Origin of the sequence: Flavobacterium ginsenosidimutans (genome assembly GCF_003254625.1) — a bacterium.
In the GTDB taxonomy this organism is placed as follows: Bacteria; Bacteroidota; Bacteroidia; order Flavobacteriales; family Flavobacteriaceae; genus Flavobacterium; species Flavobacterium ginsenosidimutans.
On record NZ_QJRJ01000076.1, the window covers coordinates 19,033 to 44,395 of the forward strand.

The 25,363-nt window shown below is 31.4% G+C and carries 26 protein-coding genes; 11 read left to right on the plus strand and 15 right to left on the minus strand.

Features of this window, described 5'->3' with window-relative positions; all coding sequences use genetic code 11:
* Positions 1–25 precede the first annotated feature (25 nt).
* Positions 26–2,410, minus strand: coding sequence for a heavy metal translocating P-type ATPase (locus DM444_RS10850; RefSeq protein ID WP_111286496.1), 2,385 nt, complete (start codon positions 2,408–2,410; stop codon positions 26–28).
* A 202-nt stretch (positions 2,411–2,612) separates the two neighbouring features.
* Between DM444_RS10850 and DM444_RS10855 the strand changes: the two genes are divergently transcribed.
* Positions 2,613–3,296, plus strand: coding sequence for a Crp/Fnr family transcriptional regulator (locus tag DM444_RS10855; protein WP_111286498.1), 684 nt, complete (start codon positions 2,613–2,615; stop codon positions 3,294–3,296).
* Here the strand turns inward: DM444_RS10855 and mazG are convergent.
* From mazG to def, 3 genes are all read right to left on the minus strand, one after another.
* Positions 3,293–4,063, minus strand: a complete 771-nt coding sequence (gene mazG / locus DM444_RS10860; RefSeq protein ID WP_111286500.1) for a nucleoside triphosphate pyrophosphohydrolase — start codon at positions 4,061–4,063, stop codon at positions 3,293–3,295. The two genes, DM444_RS10855 and mazG, sit on opposite strands and share 4 nt — an antisense overlap.
* A gap of 97 nt (positions 4,064–4,160) precedes the next feature.
* Positions 4,161–4,649 carry a DUF5606 family protein gene (locus tag DM444_RS10865; RefSeq protein WP_111286502.1) on the minus strand — a complete coding sequence of 163 codons (489 nt, stop codon included), beginning with the start codon at positions 4,647–4,649 and terminating at the stop codon, positions 4,161–4,163.
* 60 nt (positions 4,650–4,709) lie between these two features.
* Positions 4,710–5,300, minus strand: a complete 591-nt coding sequence (gene def / locus DM444_RS10870) for a peptide deformylase (RefSeq protein WP_111286504.1) — start codon at positions 5,298–5,300, stop codon at positions 4,710–4,712.
* A gap of 200 nt (positions 5,301–5,500) precedes the next feature.
* Between def and DM444_RS10875 the strand changes: the two genes are divergently transcribed.
* Complete coding sequence (locus tag DM444_RS10875) at positions 5,501–7,723, plus strand: FUSC family protein (RefSeq protein ID WP_111286506.1); 2,223 nt, start codon at positions 5,501–5,503, stop codon at positions 7,721–7,723.
* A 44-nt stretch (positions 7,724–7,767) separates the two neighbouring features.
* On the opposite strand, the gene DM444_RS10880 is transcribed toward DM444_RS10875, so the two are convergent.
* From DM444_RS10880 to DM444_RS10900, 5 genes are all read right to left on the minus strand, one after another.
* On the minus strand, positions 7,768–9,261 hold the full coding sequence (locus DM444_RS10880) for a malate:quinone oxidoreductase (protein ID WP_111286508.1): 1,494 nt from the start codon (positions 9,259–9,261) through the stop codon (positions 7,768–7,770).
* A 126-nt stretch (positions 9,262–9,387) separates the two neighbouring features.
* Positions 9,388–9,801, minus strand: coding sequence for a Holliday junction resolvase RuvX (gene ruvX, locus DM444_RS10885; protein WP_111286510.1), 414 nt, complete (start codon positions 9,799–9,801; stop codon positions 9,388–9,390).
* A gap of 45 nt (positions 9,802–9,846) precedes the next feature.
* The gene (locus DM444_RS10890; protein WP_111286511.1) at positions 9,847–10,128 is read right to left on the minus strand and encodes a type II toxin-antitoxin system RelE/ParE family toxin; all 282 of its coding nucleotides are present in this window, start codon (positions 10,126–10,128) and stop codon (positions 9,847–9,849) included.
* Positions 10,118–10,351: a hypothetical protein gene (locus DM444_RS10895; protein ID WP_111286512.1), complete on the minus strand. Its 234-nt coding sequence runs from the start codon at positions 10,349–10,351 to the stop codon at positions 10,118–10,120. The genes DM444_RS10890 and DM444_RS10895 overlap by 11 nt, the downstream gene beginning before the upstream one ends.
* A 137-nt stretch (positions 10,352–10,488) precedes the next feature.
* Entirely contained in the window at positions 10,489–11,118 is a 630-nt protein-coding gene (locus tag DM444_RS10900) for a PAS domain-containing protein (protein ID WP_111286514.1), read from the minus strand.
* 263 nt (positions 11,119–11,381) lie between these two features.
* Between DM444_RS10900 and DM444_RS10905 the strand changes: the two genes are divergently transcribed.
* A complete protein-coding gene (locus DM444_RS10905) occupies positions 11,382–12,197 on the plus strand; it encodes a 2,3,4,5-tetrahydropyridine-2,6-dicarboxylate N-succinyltransferase (RefSeq protein ID WP_111286516.1) in 816 nt (271 codons plus the stop codon).
* A gap of 266 nt (positions 12,198–12,463) precedes the next feature.
* Complete coding sequence (locus DM444_RS10910) at positions 12,464–14,239, plus strand: LTA synthase family protein (RefSeq protein WP_239455661.1); 1,776 nt, start codon at positions 12,464–12,466, stop codon at positions 14,237–14,239.
* A 5-nt stretch (positions 14,240–14,244) separates the two neighbouring features.
* Here the strand turns inward: DM444_RS10910 and DM444_RS10915 are convergent, their stop codons facing one another.
* Positions 14,245–14,991 (minus strand): glycosyltransferase family 2 protein, encoded by a 747-nt coding sequence (locus DM444_RS10915; protein WP_111286518.1) that lies wholly within the window; start codon positions 14,989–14,991, stop codon positions 14,245–14,247.
* A gap of 126 nt (positions 14,992–15,117) precedes the next feature.
* On the opposite strand from DM444_RS10915, the gene DM444_RS10920 reads away from it, so the two are divergent.
* Together DM444_RS10920 and DM444_RS10925 are read left to right on the plus strand one after the other, a co-directional pair.
* On the plus strand, positions 15,118–16,182 hold the full coding sequence (locus DM444_RS10920; protein ID WP_111286520.1) for a glycosyltransferase family 9 protein: 1,065 nt from the start codon (positions 15,118–15,120) through the stop codon (positions 16,180–16,182).
* Between the two features lie 19 nt (positions 16,183–16,201).
* Positions 16,202–16,972: a glycosyltransferase family 2 protein gene (locus DM444_RS10925; RefSeq protein WP_111286522.1), complete on the plus strand. Its 771-nt coding sequence runs from the start codon at positions 16,202–16,204 to the stop codon at positions 16,970–16,972.
* On the opposite strand, the gene DM444_RS10930 is transcribed toward DM444_RS10925, so the two are convergent.
* Complete coding sequence (locus tag DM444_RS10930; protein ID WP_111286875.1) at positions 16,953–17,717, minus strand: lipopolysaccharide kinase InaA family protein; 765 nt, start codon at positions 17,715–17,717, stop codon at positions 16,953–16,955. The two genes, DM444_RS10925 and DM444_RS10930, sit on opposite strands and share 20 nt — an antisense overlap.
* Positions 17,718–17,777: 60 nt before the next feature.
* On the opposite strand from DM444_RS10930, the gene DM444_RS10935 reads away from it, so the two are divergent.
* The 3 genes from DM444_RS10935 to DM444_RS10945 all read left to right on the plus strand — a co-directional run bounded on the left by DM444_RS10935 (position 17,778) and on the right by DM444_RS10945 (position 20,781).
* Positions 17,778–18,734, plus strand: coding sequence for a CgeB family protein (locus tag DM444_RS10935; protein ID WP_111286524.1), 957 nt, complete (start codon positions 17,778–17,780; stop codon positions 18,732–18,734).
* 194 nt (positions 18,735–18,928) lie between these two features.
* On the plus strand, positions 18,929–20,098 hold the full coding sequence (locus DM444_RS10940) for an acyltransferase family protein (protein ID WP_111286525.1): 1,170 nt from the start codon (positions 18,929–18,931) through the stop codon (positions 20,096–20,098).
* Between the two features lie 122 nt (positions 20,099–20,220).
* Positions 20,221–20,781: an L-threonylcarbamoyladenylate synthase gene (locus DM444_RS10945; protein ID WP_111286527.1), complete on the plus strand. Its 561-nt coding sequence runs from the start codon at positions 20,221–20,223 to the stop codon at positions 20,779–20,781.
* 73 nt (positions 20,782–20,854) lie between these two features.
* Here DM444_RS10945 and DM444_RS10950 read toward each other — a convergent pair whose 3' ends face one another.
* Complete coding sequence (locus DM444_RS10950; RefSeq protein ID WP_111286529.1) at positions 20,855–21,979, minus strand: cysteine desulfurase family protein; 1,125 nt, start codon at positions 21,977–21,979, stop codon at positions 20,855–20,857.
* Positions 21,980–22,067: 88 nt separating this feature from the next.
* Here DM444_RS10950 and DM444_RS10955 point away from each other — a divergent pair, with 88 nt between their 5' ends.
* Positions 22,068–23,063 carry a hypothetical protein gene (locus DM444_RS10955; protein ID WP_111286531.1) on the plus strand — a complete coding sequence of 332 codons (996 nt, stop codon included), beginning with the start codon at positions 22,068–22,070 and terminating at the stop codon, positions 23,061–23,063.
* A 148-nt stretch (positions 23,064–23,211) separates the two neighbouring features.
* Here the strand turns inward: DM444_RS10955 and DM444_RS10960 are convergent, their stop codons facing one another.
* Both DM444_RS10960 and DM444_RS23765 read right to left on the minus strand, forming a co-directional pair.
* Positions 23,212–23,763: a Smr/MutS family protein gene (locus tag DM444_RS10960; RefSeq protein WP_111286533.1), complete on the minus strand. Its 552-nt coding sequence runs from the start codon at positions 23,761–23,763 to the stop codon at positions 23,212–23,214.
* A 1-nt stretch (position 23,764) separates the two neighbouring features.
* Positions 23,765–23,938 carry a hypothetical protein gene (locus tag DM444_RS23765; RefSeq protein WP_204251678.1) on the minus strand — a complete coding sequence of 58 codons (174 nt, stop codon included), beginning with the start codon at positions 23,936–23,938 and terminating at the stop codon, positions 23,765–23,767.
* A 107-nt stretch (positions 23,939–24,045) separates the two neighbouring features.
* Between DM444_RS23765 and DM444_RS10965 the strand changes: the two genes are divergently transcribed.
* Complete coding sequence (locus DM444_RS10965) at positions 24,046–24,330, plus strand: DUF2752 domain-containing protein (RefSeq protein WP_111286535.1); 285 nt, start codon at positions 24,046–24,048, stop codon at positions 24,328–24,330.
* Between the two features lie 156 nt (positions 24,331–24,486).
* On the opposite strand, the gene DM444_RS10970 is transcribed toward DM444_RS10965, so the two are convergent.
* On the minus strand, positions 24,487–25,188 hold the full coding sequence (locus tag DM444_RS10970; RefSeq protein WP_111286537.1) for a DUF1003 domain-containing protein: 702 nt from the start codon (positions 25,186–25,188) through the stop codon (positions 24,487–24,489).
* Positions 25,189–25,363: the final 175 nt, after the last annotated feature.

A 25,363-nucleotide genomic window follows, 5' to 3' on the forward strand; every position in this document is an offset into this window, starting at 1 on the left:
AATCTTATGTTACAATTTATAATCATTATAAATTTCTGTTACTGAAATAGTTAGACATAAAAGTCACAAAGCTTACAATCGTAATTGTGCTTAACGGCATGATGATAGCTGCAACCAATGGAAGCAGATTTCCTGTAACCGCAAATGCAAGTCCAACAACGTTGTACAGCAATGATAAAGTAAAACTCATTTTGATAATTGAAATCGCTTTATGAGATAGCTTTAAAAAGTAGTTTAAACGTGAAAATTCTGATGCATCTAAAATCGCATCACATGCAGGTGAAAAGACATTCACATTCTCTGAAATAGAAATCCCGACATTGCTTTGTGCCAGCGCTCCAGCATCATTTAGTCCGTCACCAACCATCATTACATTTTGCCCTTTTTCTTGAAGTTTCTTTATGTATTCGAGTTTTTGCTCTGGTTTCTGATTAAAAATCAGCTCAGTTCCTTTTGGAAGAATCGCTTCTAAATTAGCTCTCTCACCATCATTATCTCCAGAAAGCACTTTTATTTTATAAGCTTTACTCAGATCTTCAAAAAGTTTTTCTAAACCTTCTCGATATTGATTTTGAAAAGTAAATTTTCCAAAATAAACCTCTCCTATTTTGATATGCAATGCTGTTTTTTCAATTTCTGAAACATCTGCAACTATATCATTTACAAATTGACCTGAACCAATTTTAATTTCTTTTTCCTCAATAGTTGCCAAAATTCCTTTTCCCGTAATCTCTTGAAACTCTTCTACGGCGATACGTTTAGCTTCTGGCAGAAAATCATAAAGCATTCGGCTTAATGGATGGTTTGAACCTCGTAATACATTTTTAATCAATACAATGTCTGAATCTGAAATAGGATTTCCTTCATATAGTATATTCGATTTTTTGTTAGTTGTAATTGTCCCTGTTTTATCAAAAACAATCGTATCAACTTTAGCTAGCTGTTCAATTACAATCGCATTTTTCAAATAAAATTTCTTTTTTCCTAAAATTCGTAATATATTTCCAAAAGTGAACGGAGCGGTAAGAGCCAAAGCACAAGGGCAGGCCACAATTAAAACCGCTGTAAAAACATTAAAAGCAGTATTGGCATCAATAAAAATCCAATATCCAAAACCAGCAAATGCAATTAGCAATAAAATAGGGGTAAAATATCGACTTATTGCATCTGTTATGGTTTTGTGTTTCTGGTCTACTTTTTTCTGAAAAATTTCGTTACTCCATAACTGAGTCAAATAACTTTGAGAAACAGAATGCAATACCTCCATTTCTATCACTTTTCCAATCTGTTTTCCTCCTGCAAATACTTTATCACCAGACTTTTTAGTAATTGGTACTGCTTCTCCTGTCACAAAACTATAATCTATTTCCGCGCTTTCGCTAATTAAAATCCCATCAACTGGTATAAGCTCTTGATTTCGAATCAATAATCGATCTCCTTTTAAAACATCATAAATAGCGACATTATCTTCGGTAGCATCTTTATTAATTTTAGTAACAGCAATCGGGAAATAGGATTTAAAATCTCTTTCGAAGCTTAAAAAACTATACGTTTTAATTTGGAACATTTTACCAAGAAGCATAAAAAATACTAAACTGGCTAAACTGTCAAAAAATCCCGGACCGTGATCCATTAGCATATCATATGTACTGCGAATAAACATCACGATAATACCTAAAGCAATCGGAATATCAATGTTAAGCATTCTGGTTCTAATGCTATGATAAGCAGAAACATAATATCCGCTTGCTGAGTACAAGAAACTTGGCAACGCTAAAATGAAAATCAGTAATCTGAAAAACGGCTTATAACTATCCAACCAGAATTCCTTCATTTCGAAATATTCTGGAAATGAAAGCAACATAATATTTCCAAAACAAAAGAATGCAACACCCAATTTATAGGTTAGACTTCTGTCTACTTTAGCTTTTGCTGTTCCGTAATTTTCTAGACTTATATAAGGTTCGTAACCAATAGAACTTAACAGATAAACAATTTCTTTTAAAGAAACAACATCTGAATTAAACGTAATTCGAACTCTTTTTTCATGAAAATTAACTTGTGAAGTGCTAATTCCTGCTTGAAGACGATTTAGATTCTCCAAAATCCAAATACAAGAACTGCAGTGAATGTGCGGAATATTTAAAGAAACGATTGCTGTGTTTCCTTCCTGAAATTCTAAAACTTTAGAAAGTATAGCTTCGTTTTCTAAAAAATCATATTTGCCTTTGATGTCTTGTGGTGTGGCACCAGGCGATTTCTCGAAGTCGTAATAAGAGGTTAAATCGTTAATGCTGAAAATTTCGTAAACCGTTTTACAGCCTGTACAACAAAACTTCTTATCATCAAACTCAATTTCTTCATTTTGTTCAATAGATAAACCACAATGAAAACAACTTTGCTCCCTCATAAACTTGTTTTTATTTGTCGCAAATTTCCAATTAAAGCACAATTATTAAGATGATAATTGTCATGTTATATTGAAATTGAATTCTAATTTAATAAAATAAAAGAGTCCAAATTAAGATGTACCTTATTTTATTATAATTTTACCGCGTAATGCTGCTTCAAAACCTTAAATATCCTTATTTTTGCAGCAAATAACTATTGTCATGAACAAATGTGATCAATGTATTGTACGCCAGCTAAGCTCATTAAAAGCCCTTAACAAAGAAGAAGTTATAAAATTAGCCAGCAGTAAAACTACTTACAAAATTAAAAAAGGTGAAGCCATTTTTGAAGAGGGCGAAGTGACCAATGGAGTTTTTTGTGTGAAAGATGGCGTTGGTAAACTTTCAAAATTGAGTGCAAACGGGAAAGACCAAATTGTAAAATTGGTAAAATCTGGTGAACTTCTTGGACAGCGTTCTATGATTAGTAACGAACCAGCAAACTTGACTGCAAAAGCGATTGCCGACATGGAGGTTTGTTTTATACCTAAAACCGAAATCATCAATTTCTTTAATACTAACAATCAATTTTCTTTAAATATGATGCAGTCTGTCTGCGAAGATTTAAAGGAATCTGAAAATGAGAAAATTGCTTTAGTTCAAAAAACAGTTAAACAGAGACTTGCCGAAACTTTACTTCATCTGCATGATGCTTTTGGCGAAGACACTGATAAAACACTTAAAGTTCAATTAACTAGAGAAGAACTGGCAGGAATTATTGGTACGGCAACTGAAAGCTGTATTCGTCTCCTTTCTGATTTTAATAAATTAGGATTGATTGAATTAGTAGGTAAAAAAATCCTGCTTAAAGATGTTCGTGCTTTAAAGAAATTAGCTGATAATTAAAGCTTTTTGGCTTCATTCCAGAAAACATCCATTTCTGTAAGCGTCATATCCATTAACGGTTTTCCTAATTCGTTTGCTTTGCTTTCTAAGTATTGAAAACGTTTAATGAATTTTTTATTGGTTCGTTCTAAAGCATCTTCTGGGTTTACATTTAAGAATCTTGCGTAGTTAATCATTGAAAATAAGACATCTCCAAATTCGTCTTCGATTTTATCTTGATTTCCAGATTTTACTTCTTCTTGAAGTTCTTGTAATTCTTCCTGTACTTTATCCCAAACTTGGTGTGGTTGTTCCCAGTCAAAACCTACACCTTTTACTTTATCTTGAATTCTACTTGCTTTAACCAAAGCTGGAAGACTTCTTGGAACTCCTTCCAAAACTGATTTTTTGCCTTCTTTTAGTTTTAGTTTTTCCCAGTTTTGTTTTACTTCTTCTTCATTTTCCACTTTAACATCACCATAAATATGAGGATGACGGTGAATTAGCTTATCGCAGATTTCATTGCAAACATCAGCAATATCAAAATCATTGGTCTCACTGCCTATTTTAGCATAAAACACAATATGAAGCAGTAAATCTCCTAATTCTTTTTTAACTTCATTTAAATCATTATCCAAAATAGCATCGCCCAATTCGTACGTTTCTTCGATTGTTAAATGTCTCAATGTCTGAAGGGTTTGTTTTTTATCCCACGGACATTGTTCACGAAGTTCATCCATGATATTTAATAATCTCTCAAATGCTTTTAACTGGTTTTCTCTATTCATCTTGAAGTTCTTTAGATTTAAACTCGATATTGTAAAATTAAAAAATCCTGTCAAGAAAACATCTTAACAGGATATTATATATTCAAAAAGAATTGTTTTATTCTTCTTCTTTTTTAGCTTTTGCTTTCTTTGCTGCTGGAGCTTTTTTTGGTTTTTCTGCAGCAACTGGAGCTTCTTCTTTTGGCTCTTCAACTGCTGGAGCTAAATCTGTAACCAAACCTTTTGCTTGAAGAGTATTGTACCAGTTTAATACTTTTTTGATATCTGATGGATAAACTCTTTCTTCGTCATAATCTGGAAGAATTTGTTTGAAATATGCAGACAAAGTAGCGTTATCTTCTTTATGAGAAATAGCTTGTCCTTTATTTTCTTTAACGGCAATCTGCTGCATTACTTCAGTTAACGGTTTTTCACCTTCATAAGTATAAATCGAAATTTCAGACAATAAACTTACATTGCTTTTTAGATTTACAGTAATCTTCTTCCCATCAATTAATGATTCCGCCACAAAACCTGTACGAGTTTGTACTTTTAATTCGTATAAACCTGGTTTTCCTGAAATGGCTAAAATTTTCGTTAAATTCATTTTTATTAAAATTAGTATTAAGAATTTTATTTATTTTTTGTTTCTAAGTATTTAGAAAACTTATCTTCCTTTTTTTGCTCCAAAGAACTTCATTCTATATTCCTGAAACGTTTTCCCTTCAGAAATATTTTTCAATTTCTTTTGTATTAAACGTTTTTTAAGAGATGAAATTTTATCTGTAAATAAAATTCCTTCAATGTGGTCATATTCATGCTGAATAACTCTCGCGATTAATCCGTCGAATACTTCCGTTTTCATTACGAAATCTTCTTCACAATATTCGATTGTAACAGTTGGTTTTCTGTACACGTCTTCACGTACATCTGGAATACTCAAACAACCTTCGTTAAATCCCCACTCTTCTCCTTCTTCCTTAACGATTTTAGCATTTATAAAAGTCTTTTTGAAACCTTTCAAATCTTTTTGTTCTTCTGAAGGAAGATCCTCATCATCACTAAAAGGCGTTGTATCTATAACAAACAAACGAATAGGCAGTCCAACCTGCGGTGCTGCAAGTCCAACTCCATACGCATTGTACATCGTCTCGTACATATTTGCGATCGTTTCTTTTAGATTTGGATATTCAGGTGTAACATCTTGCCCTACTTTTCTCAAAACAGGATCACCGTATCCTACAATTGGTAAAATCATTTGTTTTTGTTTATATTTTTAAGCTGTAAAAACAGAACCAAAGTTCTGATATTTCAGCTGGCAAAAATAGTAAAAAATAGTCAATGAATAATTCTATTGGTCTATTATATCATATTTTTTCCCCAGCCGTTAAAAATCTCAGCTATAATTATGCCAAAATCACTCGTACAATTCTTACCTTTGCTAGTAAACCTCTCTTTATGATTGATAAAATTTCAAAATTTACAAACAGCACTTCCTTTCTCAATGCTTCTAAAGTAACTATTGCATCTGTTGTTCCTGTTTTAGTTTTAAATTTTTTGGGTCATTTTGAAATTGGTTTTACTATTGCATTGGGAGCTTTTTATACTTATCCCAGTGACATTCCAAGTTCTTTAAGCCATAAGATCAAAGGATTAATCGCGGCTTCTTTCATTGTTTCAGGAGTAAATCTTTTGGTCAATCTTGTTTATCCGTATCCTTTTCTATTTTATATCTTTTTAGGGTTTCTATTGTTTTTATGCTCTATGATTTCGGTTTACGGGCAGCGAGCAACTTTAATTTCGTTTTCTGCTTTATTATCGATTTCACTTTCATTTGGACATTTGCACGAAGGCTGGGCAGCTTTTGAATATTCTGGTTTTATCTTTATTGGTGGAATTCTGTATTTAATAGTATCGCTTGTATTTCATTTTGTACAGCCTTATAAATATGTAGAATTGCAAATTGCCGAAGGAATAAAACTTACCGCCAAATATCTTAAATTAAGAGGTGATTTATGGAGTCCTGAAGCCAACAGAGAAGCTATTATTGAAAAACAATTGGCAATTCAGGTAGAATTAAATCTAATTCATGAAGATCTAAGAAAAATGCTGATTGGAAACCAGAATGCTTCTGGAACTACAAGCCAGAATAGAAAAATGCTTTTGGTTTTTATTACATTAGTTGAAATTCAAGAACTTGCTCTGTATACTTCATTTGATCACGAGAAACTTCACGAGAAATTTGCTAAACATCCTGATGTTTTAAGAACGTATCAAAATGTTGCTTACAAATTAGCCTCTACTTTAAAAAAACTTTCAAAAAATGTAAGCCACATTAGTGTTTATGTTGACAAGCATGATTTGAAAAACGAATTAGACGCTCTTGAGTTTGCCATTTTTGATTACGAAAAAACATTAGGAAAAGAAGAAGCTGCAGAAGGTGTTCTAATGCTGACGAATATGCTGAAATATGCCAAAAATCAAGTTGGAAAAATTAAAACTATCCAGCGTGCACTTTCTTTGGCAATGCAGTCTTATAAATTAAAAGACAAAGATAAAGAGCTTGAAAAATTCCTAACGCCACAATATTATCCAATTCGGACTTTGATTGAGAATTTAAGTTATTCTTCTTCTATTTTCAGGCATTCGATAAGATTAACTATTACAATTCTAATTGGATTTTTCCTCGGACAAGTTCTGCCTTTTCAAAATGTATATTGGATTCTGCTCACGATTGTTGTTATCATGCGTCCTGGTTACGGATTAACAAAAGAACGATCGTACAATAGAATGTTCGGAACTGTTTTAGGAGGATTTTTAGCTTTCGGAATTGTATCGGTTATTCAGAATCACGTAGCATTAAGCATTTTCTCTATTGTATGTATGCTTTTGGGAATTTCCTTTACCCAAATTAACTATAAAGTCAGCGCAACATTTGTTACAATGTATGTGGTTTTTATTTACGGAATTCTTACGCCAAATATCAATGAAGTAATTCAATACAGAATTTTAGATTCACTTGCAGGAGCGATTTTAGCTTTTATAGCCAATCAATTTTTGTGGCCAGCTTGGGAATTTATTAATACGCCAATTCATATTGAAAATTCAATTCGGGCTAACCGAAATTATTTAAAAGAAATTGCAGACTTTTATAATAAAAAAGGAGAAGTTCCAACTTCTTATCGATTGGCAAGAAAAAATGCTTTTGTTGAAATAGGAAATTTAATGACCTCTTTTCAGCGCATGATGCAGGAGCCAAAATCAAAACAAAAAACAATGCCTTTGGTCAATAAATTGGTGGTTTTAAATCACTCTTTATTGTCTGCTTTGGCATCACTTTCGACTTATATTCAATCACACCAAACAACTTCTGCTTCTGACTCTTTTAATTATATCATCAAGACTATTTTGGCCAATTTAGATCATTCGATTTCTGTTTTAAGAAATGAAGTTATAATACAAGATACTTTTTTTGAAAAAGAAGATGTGACTTTGCAATTTGAAGAATTAAAACGTAGGCATTTTACACGTTTGGCCGAAGATGATGATTTAGACAAAGAAACGCGTCAAGCCAAAATGCAGGAAGCGCAAATGGTAATTGAGCAATTGATCTGGATGAGTAATCTGGCTGAAAAAATTCTAAAAAACACAACCGACCTAAAAGCAACAAATCCAGATTAATTCATCTGGATTTGTTTTTTATTCTAATATTTTAAAACTAAAACTTAATTTAGTTTTAAAACATCTGCTGTATGTTTTCTAAGCTCTGCCAAAAGCTCGGGTTTGTCATTTAAAGTTTGTCCGTAAGAAGGAATCATTGTTTTTAATTTAGCTTGCCACTCAGGTGTTTTAATTTGATTTGTAAAACATCTGCTAACTAGATCAACCATAATTGCTACAGCTGTAGAAGCACCAGGAGAAGCACCTAGTAAAACTGCCAAAGTTCCATCATGTGTATTAATTACTTCTGTACCAAATTCCAGAACCCCGCCTTCTTTTTCATCTTTTTTAATCACTTGAACACGTTGTCCTGCTTTTTCTAATTTCCAATCTTTTGAACGTGCTGTTGGAAGATATTCGCGTAAAGCTTTCATTCTGTCTTTTGGAGACTGACGAACCTGCTCAATTAAATATTTCGTTAATGGAATATTGTGATATCCTGCAGCCAGCATCGGAATTAAATTGTTACGTTTAATAGACAAAGGCAAATCTAAATAAGAACCATTTTTTAAGAAACGAGTCGAGAATCCTGCGAAAGGTCCAAAAAGAAGTGCTTTTTCACCGTCAATTACACGAGTATCGATGTGAGGAACAGACATTGGCGGAGCTCCAACACTCGCTTTCCCGTACACTTTTGCTGCGTGTTTTGCAATTACCTCAGGATTTGTACATTTTAGCCATTGTCCGCTTACTGGGAAACCGCCATATCCATGTCCTTCTGGTACATTTGCTTTTTCTAATAAAGGCAATGAACCTCCACCTGCTCCAATAAATACAAATTTTGTATATGCTTTGCGAGTATTTCCAGTAGACAAATCTTTAATTTTAATTCTCCAAGATTTATCCTCACGTTGTCTTAGTTTTTTAACTTCATGATTGAAGAACAAAGAAACACCATCAAGTTTTTCTAAGTAATTGAACATACTTCTTGTTAAAGCACCAAAATTCACATCGGTACCAATTTCCATATGCGTTGCTGCTAATTTTTCATCAGCATTTCTTCCTTCCATTACCAATGGCATCCATTTTTGAAGCTGCTCAAAATCGGTACTGAAAGTCATTTCAGAGAAAATCGGATTGCTTTGAAGCGCTTCGAATCTCTTTTTTAAATAATCTACGTTTTTATCTCCCCACACAAAACTCATATGAGGCACGCTTTTGATAAAATTATCCGGAGAAGGCACTTTGTTTTGCTGTACTAAATAAGACCAAAATTGGCGAGAAATCTCAAATGATTCTGCAATGCTAATTGCTTTTTTAGGATCGATACTGCCGTCTGCCTTTTCTGGAGTATAATTTAATTCACAAAAAGCAGAATGTCCGGTTCCTGCATTATTCCAAGCATCAGAACTTTCAGCTGCGGCAACATCTAATCTTTCGTAAATTTCAATTTTTATATCTGGTTGTAATTCTTTCAAAATTACTCCGAGAGTGGCACTCATTATTCCAGCGCCAATGAGTACTACATCACTATTTGAACGTATGGTTTCGTCAGGCATAACAGTATTTTTATTTAAAGTGCAAAGGTACTTTTTTAATTGCAAAAAAAAACTAATTTTTACAGGATAAAAGTTAGGATTTTCTAAAAACCATTAAATTATAAATAAAAAATTCGGCGAACAGCGTTATTTTTTTGCGGAAAGATAATCTTGAAGCAGAATTGTAGCAGAAATTTCGTCTATTAACCCTTTATTCTGACGTTGCTTTTTGCTTAAACCGCTGTCGATCATAGTTTGAAATGCCATTTTCGAAGTAAAACGCTCATCAACTCTAATCACTTTCATGTCTGGAAAAATATTTGAGAAATGAGTTGCAAAGCCGTTAATTACAGAAGCACTTTCTGAAGGCTGTCCGTTCATCTGTTTTGGTTCGCCAATTAAAACCGCCTCGACTTTTTCTTTAGCAAAATAATCTTTCAAAAAGTCAATCAAAGTATGAGTAGGAATCGTTGTTAGACCTGAAGCAATAATCTGCATTTCGTCTGTAACAGCAATTCCTGTACGTTTTTGTCCGTAATCTATTGAGAGGATTCTTGGCATATTTTGAAATTTTTATAAAAGATTTAGAAAGTAAAATTATAATCTTTAAAGAGAGTCTTTATATTTTATAAAACCGAAAATGAAAACAATGTTTTTATCGGTATCAACTTCATAAACAGAAACGTAACCTTTAAAAACATAATCCCTAATATTTTCATCATCAAAATATCTTGATTTTTTAAAGAGAAAAGGATGTTTTAAATCTTTTTTAATATTTCTAAGCAAATCTTTCCTAAACTTTAGTGCTGCTCCAGGTTTATCTTTATAAATATAATGAACTTGTTCTTTTAATAATTTTAAAAATTCATTCGAAATTTTAATTGTCATATTCCGAAAATGTATTGTCTAAAATTGAATCAGCTTCATCTATTGAATACAACTTTTCATTACCACTTTTTAATTTAGCATAAGCTGCATGCACTTTTTTTTTATCATTTTCAAAATCAGAATCTTCTTCAATAATTGTCAATTCACTAGGAGAAAACTCACTTAATAACTTAAGTACTTTCTCTCTAATTTCTGGCTGAAATTCTAATCTAATCGCTTCCATGATACTTTCATTTTACATACAAATATAAACCTTTTTAAATTCATGTTTTTTAAATTAAACTTAAAAACAAAAAAATCCGCCCTGAAAATTCAAGACGGACTTTTATCCAAATATTCAAACCTAAAAAATAACTCAATTTATCTTCCGAACAATCGTCCGAAAAAACCTTTATGTTCTTCTTCACCTGCATCTTCTTCCTCATTATAATTCGCGAACTTAGATTGTGATTTTTCATGTTCGTAAATCAGCTCCTTAATATATTCAACATAAGTTCTCTTTTTTTCTTCTAAGAATCCTATTAGGTATTTTTCGCTAAATTCAACTCCGCTTGCTGCTTCGATCTGTAATAATTTTTTATACAAAGGCTCAATATGCATCGCAATTACTTCTTGCGGTACTGCTTGTCTTCTTCCGAAATAATTTACAATAACGTCATTTTCGTCGCGGGCAATTTCAAAATCTGTAATTACCCAATAGTATCTTCCAGACTTTGCAAGGTTTTTTACAATAGCATGAAAGTTTTTCCCGTTTTTAAGATTTTCCCAAAGCACTTTAAAAATAACTTTTGGCATATCTGGATGGCGTATGATATTATGAGGCTGCCCCATTAATTCATAGTCTTCGTAACCACAAACATCTACAAACACTTCGTTTGCATATTCGATAATACCGAAAGCGTTTGTTTTACTCATAATAACCTGAGTTTTATCCCAGCTTACTTCTTTATCAATGATTACTCTGTTTTGAAGGTGATTTTCTTGATTCATATTTTACTGCTTATATGATTATTTTATGGAATGGAATGTTGATCAACACTGCGAAATTAAAGCGAAGAAAAAACACAAAGCCTGACTTTTGTCATATTTTGACATAAAAAAAACTTTTAGGAGTAATTAAATACATTTCAAACCGAATGGCTTTTTTAAAGTTTTACAAATAAGAAACAAAAAGTTAAACCTGTAACATTTTCGATCCGTTTTGCTTTTTTGCATTTCTACAAATACGTTATCTTTGCCAAAAATTTAAACGTATGAATTCTTTACAGACTATAATTGAACAAGCTTGGGAAAACAGAGCTTTATTACAAGAAAAAACTACAACTGATGCCATTAGAGAAGTTATCGAATTGGTAGACGCAGGAAAATTACGTGTTGCAGAACCAGTTGGTGACAAATGGCAAGTAAACGAATGGGTTAAGAAAGCAGTTGTAATGTACTTCCCAATTCAAAAAATGGAAACATGGGAATCTGGTATTTTTGAATACCACGACAAAATGTTGCTAAAAAGAAATTATGCTGAAAAAGGAATCCGTGTAGTGCCAAATGCTGTTGCTCGTTATGGAGCTTACATCTCAAGCGGTGTTATCTTGATGCCAAGTTACGTAAACATTGGTGCTTATGTTGACGAAGGAACAATGGTTGACACTTGGGCAACTGTAGGAAGCTGTGCTCAAATTGGTAAAAATGTTCACTTAAGTGGTGGTGTTGGTATTGGTGGAGTTCTTGAGCCATTACAAGCTGCTCCAGTTATTATCGAAGACGGTGCTTTTATTGGTTCTCGTTGTATTGTTGTTGAAGGTGTTCACGTTGGCAAAGAAGCGGTTCTTGGAGCTAATGTATGTTTAACAGCATCGACTAAAATTATTGATGTTACAGGCGATGAGCCAGTTGAAATGAAAGGTTTCGTTCCTGCTCGTTCTGTTGTTATTCCTGGAAGCTATACTAAGAAATTTGCTGCTGGAGAATACCAAGTTCCTTGTGCATTAATTATTGGAACTCGTAAACCATCTACAGATTTAAAAACTTCTTTAAACAATGCACTTCGTGAATACGATGTTGCTGTATAGATTTAAAAAATTATAATATTATGAGGGCGGTAAAAACCGCCCTTTTTTTATACCTTTTCTAAATAATTAAATAAAAATCTTACAAATAATAAAAAGTAAGAAAATTGTTCTAAATTTGCATTTTTAAAAAATCTTCTAAAGACAAGAAGATGATTTATTTACATGCCTTTTTAATGAAAAACTATACATTTAGCTTAAAGTTATTCCTTTATCGATATTTCATAATTTTTTTAATTTATCAAATTTGCAATATCTTTTTTTATGTTTTGAATACTAAATATTTTGACCACATAACAGCTCAAAATATTTTAGGAAGTGTTTTGTTTGACCTTTCAGCGATTTCATATATAACTTTTATTTTCTTAATAGCACATGCAATTCCAGGAAACTTTAAGTATCGCGAAACCTATCAAACCGTATTAAAAATTTCTTTCTATTTAATCAATCTTCTGTTCATAGCAGCGAATCTAATTGATATTATATATTTCCGATTTACGGGGAGAAGAAGCACTTTTAGCATGATTACTGCGAAAGGAATGGAAAAAGAAGCTTTAGGCCTGCTTCTTTCTTTTATAAAAGAATTTTGGTATATCCCATTATTATTTACAATTCTTAGCATTCTTTTTTGGAAATCAATCCCAAATTTTAAGAACAAAAACGAGATAAAAAGTTTCACAAAAGAAAAGTTCCTAAAACAATCTTTTTATTTTTTAACCTCAGTTTTTCTATTGCTAATAGTCGGTCGTGGAGGATTTCAAAAAAAACCTCTTCGAATTGTAGATGCAGCCAAATATAGTTCTCTCAATAATGCTCCGCTTATCTTAAATACACCTTTCTGTATATTAAAAACAATATCTCAAAAAGAAGATATTGACAAAGTAAATTATTTTGACAAAAAACATCTTGACTCGATCTACAAACCAATCTTATCTTTTAAAGGCACAGAAACGGTAAACAAAAAAAATGTTGTAATCATTATTCTGGAAAGTTTTGGCCATGAAAATATCAGCAAAAAACAAACTCCTTTTTTAGATTCGCTGATAACAAAATCTTATTATTTTAAAAATGGTTTTGCCAACGGAAAAGTATCTATAGACGCTGTTCCTTCAATTATTTCGAGCATACCTAGTTTAATGAATAATTCTTTTATCATTTCTAGCTATTCTTTGGACAAAACGAATAGTTTGCCCAAGATTCTAAAAAAAGAAGGCTATGAAACTTCTTTTTTCCACGGTGCTTTTAACGGAAGCCAAAATTTTGATCAATATGCAAAAGCTGCAGGATTTGAAAAATACTTTGGCAAAGACGAATATATCGGTACCGAAGCTTTTGATGGAAAATGGGGAATTTTTGATGAAGAATTTTTACAGTTTTTTGCTGGTAAATTATCTAGTTTTAAAGAACCTTTCTTTAGCACTATTTTTACCATTTCTTCTCATAATCCATACAAAATACCAGAGCGATACAAAGATAAATTTCCTAAAGGAACAACAGTCGTTCAGGAAAGTATAGCGTATACTGATTACTCTCTAAAACTTTTTTTTGAAAACGCTAAAAAACAAAAATGGTATAACAATACATTATTTGTAATTTCTGCCGATCATACTTCCTCTAGTGGAGAATCAGAAATAGATAAAACAATCATTGGTAAATTTCACATTCCAATTTTATTTTTTGACCCAAGCAATCCAAATTTTTCTGGTGTAGACGAAAAGAACTTTCAACAGATCGATATTATGCCAAGTATAATAGACTATCTCGGCATAAAAACAGATCTAATTTGTTTTGGAAAAAGTTTTAAAAGCAACCTAAATTTTGCCGTCTTCTATTTACAGGGAATTTATCATTGCGTTCAAGACGATTATTATCTGGCCTTTGCAAACAATCAGGTCATAGGACTATATAATTGGAAAAAGGATCCTTTACTAAAAACTAATTTACAAAATCAAAATACATTCAAGACAATAGAAATTTCAAATTTTTTGAAAGCCTATATTCAAAACTTTAACGAAAGAGTTATTGATAATAAACTTAGCTTTTAAAATGCTTATTTCTTTTTTTGCAGTTTTATAAGCTTCGCATATTTCATATAAGAGAAAAAAGCTTGAATCATTGCAATTGACAATCCGTCAAGTCCATTAAAAATTCCTTTTTTAAAGAAATAGCAACGAACAAAAGCTACAGTTCCGTTAAGAACAGGTTTAAAAGCATTTATTCTTTTTCCTTGATCATATAATTGTTGGGCATGCCATCCAGAATATTGATTCTTTTTAGCAATAATCTGATCAAAAGAATCCCATCCGTAATGCAAAATATGAACTGCAACTTTTTTCTCATTTTGAGCTACAATTTTTTGGTGCACTTTAGATTCTGAAGGATGAGCCGTTTGTTTATTAAAAAAACGAACTTTATGATCTGGATACCAACCTGAGAAGTCAATTAATTTATCAGCTAAAAAGTTTTTCACTCTAAAACTTAAAGCATCATGATTTCCTTCTAGATATTTTTTCTTTAGAATAAAATCTTCAGCATCTTTGTCTAGAAATTCATCTGCATCAAGGTTTAAAATCCAGTCATTTTTACAAAAGGGCAATCCGTGCGTACGCTGCGGACCATCTCCTAAAAATGCCTGTTGAATAACTTGTGCTCCTTTTTCTTTAGCTATTTCTACCGTACGATCTTTACTGAAAGAATCTACAATAATAACTTCGTCACAAACTTTAAACAAGGCATCTATACATTTTCCAATGTTTTTTTCTTCATTGAAAGTAATAACCAAACCGCTAATTCCCATTATAAATTTTAATTTGTTGAGCACAAAAATATAACTTTTTAATTTAGTTTAATCTTATTAATACCATCGCTTGTGCACTTCATAAAATAGTTTGTATTTTAGCCTTTTAATTGAACAAAAATACACATGAGAATATTAGTCATTCAGCAAAAAAGAATTGGAGACGTCTTAACGAGTACAATTATTTGTAACAATCTTAAAGCCAAGTTTCCTGACTCTACAATTGACTATATGTGTTACCCTAATTCTGTAGATGTTCTTATAGAAAACCCGAATATTAATAACATTATTCCGGTGACTAATAAAATCAGAAAATCGACTTTTGGGTTTATTAAATTCATTTTTGAGATTCGAAGAAAAAAATATGACGCTGTAATAGATGTCTACAGCAAATTAGGAACTAACTTAATTACGTTTTTTTCTGGAGCAAAATATAAAGTTTCGTACCATAAATGGTATTCTAACATCTTTTACAATTACAGCTACGAGCGTTTTGATGCTATAAAATCAGAATACGGTTTGGCAATTGAAAACAGATTATTGCTTCTGAAGCCTTTTTTCTCTGAAAAAATAACCAATGTAAAACCGAAAATCTTTTTAAAAGAATCTGAGATTGCCGAAGCAAAAAATCTCTTGAATAGCTATAATATCGATCCTGAAAAGCCATTAATTATGTTTGGTATTTTAGGAAGTGAGCACTATAAAACGTATCCGCTTGAAGGAATGGCGAAAATTATTGATTTCACAGTAGCCAAAACAAACGCTACTATTCTCTTTAATTACATTCCAAACCAGAAAGAGCAAGCTTTGGAGGTTTATAATCATTGTTCTGAAGAAACTAAAAAACATATCATTTTTGATTTATATGCTACCGATTTACGTCAGTTTTTAGCAATACTTTCTCAATGTGAGATGTTGATAGGAAACGAAGGCGGCGCTGTAAATATGGCAAAAGCACTTGAAATTCCAACATTTTCAATCTTTACTCCTTCTGTTAGAAAAGAAACATGGCAGTTGTTTGAAAATGAGGCTAAAAACGCTTCAATTCACCTAAAAGACTTAAAACCTGAAATTTACGAAAAGCATACAGAACAATATATCAAAGAACATACTTTTGAATATTATGCAGAATATCCGTTAGAACTTATGCTCGAAAAATTAGAAGCTTATTTTCAAGAGTATAAAAACTGAAAAAGCAAAAGCATCGTCAATGAATAACGAAAAGCAAAAATTATCTGTTCTGATTATTACGCTTAACGAAGAACAGCATATACAATCCCTTCTTGAAGATATTGATTTTGCTGATGAAATTATTGTTGTAGATTCTTATAGCACCGATAAAACGGTAAGCATTGTGGAGTCTTTTAAAAACGTAAAATTAATTCAGAATCATTTCGTTGATTACACTTCTCAACGAAATTTTGCTTTGGATCAAGCTAAAAACTCATGGATTCTATTTGTTGATGCAGATGAAAGATTAACTCCAGAATTAAAATCTGAAATTGTTACTGCTATTAATACTGAAAATAAAGCAAGTGCTTATTTTATCTACCGTATTTTTATGTTCAAAAAAAGCAGACTGCATTTCAGCGGGTGGCAAACTGATAAAATTTTTAGGCTTTTTAATAAATCAAAGTGCCGATATAATGAAGAAAGAAAGGTTCATGAAAAACTAATTGTAAATGGCTCTATTTCTACTTTAAAAAACAAAATCATACATTATTCTTATTCTTCGTACGAAGATTATAAATCAAAAATGTATAATTATGGAATTCTTAAGGCCAATGAAAAATTCAAACGAGGAGTAAAACCTTATTTTTTATTGCTTTTACTCCACCCTTTGTATACTTTCTTGTACCAGTTTATAATCCGTTTTGGTTTTTTGGACGGAAGCAAAGGCGCAATAATATGCTATTTAAATGCATACAGCGTTTTTATTCGCTATAAAGAATTGAGAAGAATTACTTCTTCCAGAATTTAAGTTTCTTTTTCAGGCGTTTTTTTCTGTAAAATTTCTCTTGAAAATCCGAAGTATATTTCCACAAAGTATCAAAAATCTTCTCTTCAGATTCTCCATAAAATTTAGCATATTCGTTACTCATTACAGCCACCATATCCTTTAGCGGAGTTAGTCTGCATAAGTTTTTCATACGCATTTCAAAAGACATTGAATCATGAAATTCCATTCTATTCAAATCTACCAGAAAGAAATCATAATTTCCGCTGGCATTCTTTTTTATTAAGGTATTTCCAGGCGAATGATCCAAAAATTCAATTCCCTTTTCGTGAAGATTAAAACTAAATTTAGTAAACTGCCTTAAAATATTCTCGCGGTCTGGAAAATCAGGTATTTCTACAAGTTCTCTATAAGTAAGATCACATTCTAACTGTTCGCTTACATAAAAACTTTTCTCTAAACCAATTATCGACGAAAATTCGGCAAAAGCTATAGGTTCTGGAGTTCCAACGCCTAGTTCCAACAATTTATTAGCAAACTCAAAAGAACGTTTTGCTTTTGATTTTCTGAAGTATTTATAAGCGATTTTATTGATAAAGTGCGGAACTTTAAACGATTTTATGTTTATTTTTTTATCGTCTAAATCAAAAAGTTTTATCTGATTGCGCTGGCCAATTACAAAGTCCTCTCCTTTTGTATTGAAAAAACGAATATATTCAAGAAGAATAGTTTCAAATTTTTCATATCCGCGATTTAATCTTAAAATCATAAAAATTGTTTCAGCAAATTTAGCTAGTTTTACCAACTAATAAAAACTATTTCGAAGATAATGCATATTACTCTTATAAGTTTAGACAACTGGGGGCTCAACAAACATATAGCTACTGACTTAGAAAAACAAGGGCATACTGTTCGCCACATTGATTTTAATACTTTCAAATATAAATATCCTTCTATATTTCATAAAGTCTACAATGTTGTATTAAAAGCGTTCTTTAAAACAAACTTAAAACATCAGCATTACGGAAAAGAAATCATCAGGGAATTAAAGAAAAATGACCAGATTCAAGATGTAATTCTAACTATAAAAGGAGATTTTATAACTCCTAAAAGCATTTTAGAATTTAAAAATTACACTAAAAAATCGATCGGATTTTTTAATGATAACATCTATCGTTGTCCAAAAATCAAACGAGTTTTGCATTGTTTTGATGAAGTTTTTTCGTTCGAAAAAGAAGACTGCGCAGAATACAATTTAAAATTTGCATCAAATTGGATTTACAACTCAGAAAATGCAGTAAATACAGATCAATTTGAATACGATGTTTTCAATATCAGCTCAATTGATAAAAGGCTTCCAATTTTAAAAAAAATTGCTTCTAATTTAGCTTCGCAGCATTCAAAATTTAAATTCATTGTTTACGATAAAAAACAAAAAGACAATGATGAAAACATTACATACATAAGAAGTCATATGCCTTTAAGCGAAGTGAATGATTACATTAATCGCTCAAAAGTACTTTTAGACATTAACCGACTTGGCCAGAGCGGACTTACTTTTAGAGTTTTTGAAAGTTTGGGCTTAGAAAAAAAGCTTATAACCACAAATGCGGACATTAAAAACTACGATTTTTACAACCCAAATAACATTTTAGTTATTGACGAAAAAAATCCAATTATACCTGTAGCTTTTTTCGAAAATAAATATGAAAAAATTCCAGACTCCATTTACAATAAGTACACTTTAAAAGGCTGGACTGAGAATGTTATTTTCAAAAATAATTAGTTAGAGCCTTAAAACCCAAAGGATAATTTTTTAGTATTCCTTTTTAAACAAATTGTTAGTCAATCTTGTAGGTATTTAATTCTTATTTAAGATATTTTTAACCTTAAAATTTTTGCATGTAGTACTTGTTTAGTACTTTTGCGCAAATTTGGAATTTGTAAAAAATATCTCAACAAAAAATTATTTCCTCAAAAATGACATTAAATTTCTGCGTTTATTTAATACCTATATTATTTGTTCTCATTATTTCTGTATTATTTACAAATAAGTTAGTAAAGATAGAAGTGCTCGACGTTCGCTATCCTGAAATTGATGGTTTAAGAGGTTATTTGGCTTTTTTTGTTTTCTTACATCATAGTTATATTTGGAGAATTTTCCTTAAAGATGGTGAATGGAAAGAACCCGAATCTAATTTGTTTAATCACTTTGGGCAAACGACTGTTGCTTTCTTCTTTGTTATTACCGCTTTTTTATTCACTCTAAAATTGATCAATAGTAAAAGTAAAAACAAAGAAATAAACTGGACAGCTTATATCAAGGCTCGTTGGTACAGGCTTTTCCCGATGTATCTTTTTTCTGTTTCTATTATTTTTATAATTGCAGGTTATTTAACCGATTTCAAATCTAAAATTACCTTTTCTGAAAATGCAGAAGCTACACTTTCATGGATATTTTTCAATGTGAAAAAAGGATTAAACATCAACGGCTTAGAAGATAGCTTCTTATTAAACGCCGGTATAACTTGGACATTACCATATGAATGGGTCTTCTATCTTTTACTCCCTCTAATTGCATTATTTTTTAAGATCAAAGTAAATCTGAAAACGTTACTGATTTTTAGTTCAATTGCCGCTGTTGTAATGATTATAAATGGATCCTCTTTAAGACATTTTTCGCCTTTTATTGGCGGAATTATTAGCGCATTGGTAGTTAGCAGTAAAAAATTTGAAAACATTTTAAAACAAAAAAAATATACTTTCTTAGCTATTTTACTATTAGCTTGCTCTATATATTTTTTCAATAGCGGAAGAAAACCCATTCCTGTCATTATCACGTCAATTGTATTTATAATGATTGCTTCTGGAAATAGTTTTTTTGGACTTTTGTCAAACACTTTTTCTCGCAAATTTGGACAAATAACCTATAGTATATATTTATTGCATGGAACATTATTGTTTGTTGTCTTTTATTTTTTTATCGGATTTGAAAAGGCTAAAAATTTAACCGATTTTGAATTTTGGTTAATTATTACTTTATCCGTTTTTCCGTTAATTTTTATTAGTCAATTAACATTCAAATACATCGAACGCCCTTTAATGGAATTAGCAAAGACAAAATTTGAATCTTCTCCAATAAAATCATAAGTAGTTTGCGATTAGAAAGTCTTCTCAAAAACTAAAAACTCTGCCATTTTAAAAACTCTAAAAAGCTTTTACAAGTAAAATTTATAACTTTGTAATCTTAATTGAGTATATATAATTGTAAAATGAACGAGGAAATCATCAACGCATACGAAGTAATAAAAGAAGGCGGTATAATTTTATATCCAACAGACACTGTTTGGGGAATTGGGTGCGATGCTACAAACCCAGATGCCGTTGCTAAAATTTATAAATTAAAACAGCGTGCAGAAACACAAAGCATGATCGTTTTAATGAATGGCGAAAAGATGATTTACAATGTTTTCAAAAACATTCCTGAAGTTGCGTGGCAAATCTGGGATTTATCAGATAAACCAACGACTTTAATTCTTGATGATGCTCGAAACGTTGCCCCAAATATCATTGCTGCTGACAAATCTTTAGGAGTTAGACTGGTAAAAGAGCCTTTTTGCTATAAATTAATGGAAAGAATGAAAAAACCTTTGGTTTCAACTTCTGCAAATATTTCAGGTCAGCCTACTCCAATTGCCTTCAAAGACATTAGTCCAGAAATTATTAATGGGGTTGATTACGTAGTAAAATTAAACCAAGACAAAATAAACGGAAAGTCTTCTACGATAATCAAATTAACAAACGATTCGCAGGTAAAAGTAATCCGTAAATAATGTTGAATTGTCAATGGTTAATTGTGAATTCACTTTAAATCTAAAAAACTTAGAATCTTAGTTTCTTAGAACCTTAGACAGTTTTCAAACTCTCAATCAACCAATCTATATCTTCTTTGGTATTATAATGACTGAATGAAATTCGGAGATTTGGTAATTTTAAATCGGTCTCCGAAAGCATTTCGTTTAAAACGTGTGAAGGTTTTATACTTCCAGATTGACAGGCACTTCCTCTCGAAACCGCAATTCCTTTCATATCTAAACTAAAAAGCAGCATCGAAGTTTTATCTGATGAAAAGGGCAGAATAATATTGATGATATTGTAGAAATCATCTTTTTTTCCATTAATTCTAAAATCAGGAAAATGAATTTCCATTTGCTCAATCAGATAATTCTTGATTCCTAAAATATACGCTCTTTCTTCATCTAATTTTTCGTAAGAAATAGACAAAGCCTTTGCCATTCCAGCAATTTGATGTACGGCTTCAGTTCCAGCGCGAAGACCTTTTTCTTGTTCGCCTCCAAAAAGTAATGGTTGCAAACCCGAATTTTTTCGAACAAAAGCAAATCCGATTCCTTTTGGTCCATGAAATTTATGCGCGCTTGCTAAAATGAAGTCAATTGGAGTCTTTTGAAGATCGATTTCCGTTTTCCCAACAGATTGAACTGTATCTGAATGAAACAATGCATTATATTGCTTGCAAATCAAACTAACACGATCCAGATCTAAAATAGTTCCTGTTTCGTTATTAACATGCATTAAGCTGACTAATGTTTTCTTTTCATCAGACAATAAATTAGATAAATGCGTTAGATCTAAGCTTCCATCAGCATTTACATTTACATAATCGACCTGAATATTATATTCCTCTTTAAGTGCCCAAACCGTATGTAAAACAGCATGGTGCTCAATTTTTGAAGTAATAATTCTTTCTACTTTTAAATCTTCAACAGCAGAACGCAAAATCCAGTTATCGGCTTCAGTTCCACCAGAAGTAAAAATTATTTCCTGAGCAGTGCAATTTAAATGCTTTGCAATGCTTTTTCTAGAAAGTTCTAAAATCGTTTTACCATTTCGCCCAAAACTATGCGTAGACGAAGGATTTCCATAATCCTCCAGCATTACTTTTGTCATTTCCTGAATTACTTCAGGACGCATTGCTGTTGTTGAGGCATTATCAAGATATACTTTTTTCATCGCTGCAAAGTTACAAAATATCAATTGTGAAAACTTAAACATAATCTGGCATTTTTTTCACTATTTTTGACGCAAATAAATTTTTACGATGAAAAAATACGCTGCCCTTTTATTATTTGCCCTTTTTCTAAATGGATGCGATGATGGGGATTTAACTGTAGACACTATCGATTTTGTAGACGCAGATTCTCAAGCTTGTGATCCGGAAACAAACACTTTAATCTATAAATTAAAAACTCAGGAAGCCCTTTTATTACAAATGCCTGAAGGTAAAATTGTTAATGATCCTGGAACTTATTCTTACCCAATCGATTCAAAAGGTACTGGGTCTTATCGTGTTGTTTATAGAGCTTATGATGGAACTGTAGCAACTGCAAACATTTGCGGTACAATTCCTCCTAGCACGCCAAAAGTAACAGAAGAATGGATTGCAACTGATGGAGTAATTGAGATTACAACTAGTCAAGATGAAAGAGATATTTCAACTAATCCTGATGACGGAAGTAGAATACATGGTTATAATCACACTATTATTTTTAGAAATATAACATTTAATAAACCAGCTGGAGATCAAACAGAAGAAAAATTTGATTTTGGAACCTATACAACTTCGATTACACCAGCCGATTTAACTTTCAAAACCAATCCAAACGGCTCGGCTTATGAGTGCGATGAAGTTAGTAGAGTTTACAACTACAATAACTCATTTTACATATCGATTGATGATATAGATCCTGCTTTAATTGTCAACACACCTACTAACGGCGTGCCACGTACAAGTTTGATAACAGCTACTCAAAATAAAGTATATTATAAAACTGCGAAAGCAGAAACGGGATCAATTACTCCGGCTTTTATTTGTTCAAAAGTACAGCCGGCTTCTCCAGCAATTGAGGAAACATGGACAGGTCAACTTGGTGTAGCAGCTACGAGTGGAATTATTGAAGTAACCACTACTTTAACTGGACAAGTTTATGAGCATACTATTGTTCTTAAAAATGTAATTTTAGAAAAAGATAATAGTCATTTCAGATTAGGAAGCAGTTTTGTTCTAGGGAAAATTGACAGAGTTGCCACTAACTAAAATGCATTGATATTCGGAAGAAATCAATGAAAATAATTCTTACAAAAAACGTCTGTTTTTCAAAGCTGATTTTAAACCTAAATCAGACGAAAAACAGACGTTTTTTTTATGCTTAAATAAAGCGTTCTAAAACTTCAAAAAAGCGATTTTATTTATTGCTTTGTCTAATATAAACTTCGGTTGCACCAAGTCCGTATTTTTGATAATTGGCATCTTGAAAATCAATTCCGTCGTAACGGCCTAATAAAAAATCAAGTTCTGCTTTTAAAATTCCTTCACCAACACCGTGAATAAAAACGATTTTCGGAATGCGGTTTCTTATCGCAAATTCGATATGTCTTTTTGCCGTTTCGGTTTGTAATGTCAAAATATCATAGTTTGACATTCCTCGTTTATTTGGAACCAATTTTTCGATGTGTAAATCAAATTCTGGAACGCCAAAATCACGTTTATCTTTCTTTTCTTTGACAAAACTTCTCGGTTTTGGCTCTGTTTTCTCTTTTGAAACTTTATCTAAATCAATTCTTTTAATAGAATTCATTAAATTACTGGTTTCTTGAACTTTAATTAATTCGTTGACTAAAAATGTCATCATAAATCCATCTGTAGTTTCAATAAAAACTTCGTTGTTTTTAACCGAAACTACTGTTCCGTTTATGGCTTCATCTAGTACTGAAACCTTATCTCCTTTTGCCAGCATCCTACTCTTCTTTATCGTTATGTTTACTTGGCGTTTTTGCGCTCAACTGCATCATTCCAAACATGAAAACTACAATTGCAATAATCATGATATAGATGTTTTTTTCTTCAGAAACCTGCTCATACAACGCAACCGAAATCGCAAGAATCATTATTAAAATTTTAAAAGCTTTCATTAATTCAAAGTTTAAGATTTCAAAAGTATAAAACTTTCATATAGTACTCCTATTCTACTTCAAACGTTTGTCATATTTTTTTAGTAAAATTGCAAAAAAGATTCACCATGAGTTTAGAGAAATATATGATTCCGTGTATGTTCAAAACGATCTTCGGTTTTGACTGTTTAGGATGCGGATTTCAACGCTCTCTATTCTTACTTTTTCAAGGCGAATTTTTAGCTGCTTTTAAAATGTATCCGGCCATATATTCTTGCCTTTTACTATTTATTTTTATCGCTTTTCATTTCTTAGATAAATCTCGAAATTATAAAAAGCTTGTTTGGAGAATGGCGATTATAAATCTGTTTTTTATGATTGGCGGATATTATTTCAAACACTTTTATTTTTAGATTTTAGATTTTAGATTTTAGATTTTAGATTTTAGATTTTAGATTTTAGATTTTAGATTTTAGATTTTAGATTTTCTAAAAGTCGCTTTGCTCCTTTTTGGAATTTGGAATTTATCCCGAGACTTTGGGATTTAAAATTGGGATTTTAAATAACTTTTATTTTTTTATCTGATCCAAAATATCATTCATCATCTCAATTTGAACTTTCTGGATTTCGATTAATTCTTGTTGCTGATGCATAATCAAATGATCAATTTTATCATGAATCAATCTAATCTCCAATTCCGATTTCAGATTGATCATATAGTCTTTTTTAGCTCGATTGCGATCTTTTTCTTCTTGACGATTTTGGCTCATCATAATTACAGGAGCCTGCAAAGCTGCAACACAAGAAAGGATTAAATTTAAAAGAATAAACGGATAGGGATCAAATCCTTTATTTAGAAAAATGTAAACATTTGAAGCGATCCAAATCGAAATAAAAACCACGAAAGAAATAATAAAAGTCCAGCTTCCACCAAAATCTGCTACTTTATCTGCCACTCTCTGTCCAAGATTTCGTGGTTCTTCTTCGTCTTCAACAATGCTCACTATAGATTTATCTTCTTTTAAAGAAGAAATAACATTCTTTTCCATTGCCGAAAGTGCTCCAATTTCGGTCGAAAGATAATTTGAAATATATTTTTGACGGTAAACATTTAACTCGTTGATAGAAATACAATCTTCTGAACTAAAATCTGGATATTCTTTTTTAATTAATCCCAAAATAGGATCATGTATTCCCCTTCCGTAAATTTTCTCATTTTCAGGAAAAGAAATCCCAGAAATGTCACTTTTAAATGTTTGGCTGTTTTTCATTTTTGTATATTTTAAAAGCTAATTTACGCAATAAACTTCTTAAGAATTGTATAAAATAGAACAGTTTATAATTCGCTTTTTATCACAAATCTGATTTTGTAAAGAAAATTTCTTTAGTTAAATCGTGACTTTATTTCCAAAAAACGCCTTACTTTTAACGTTCCAAAATTATTCA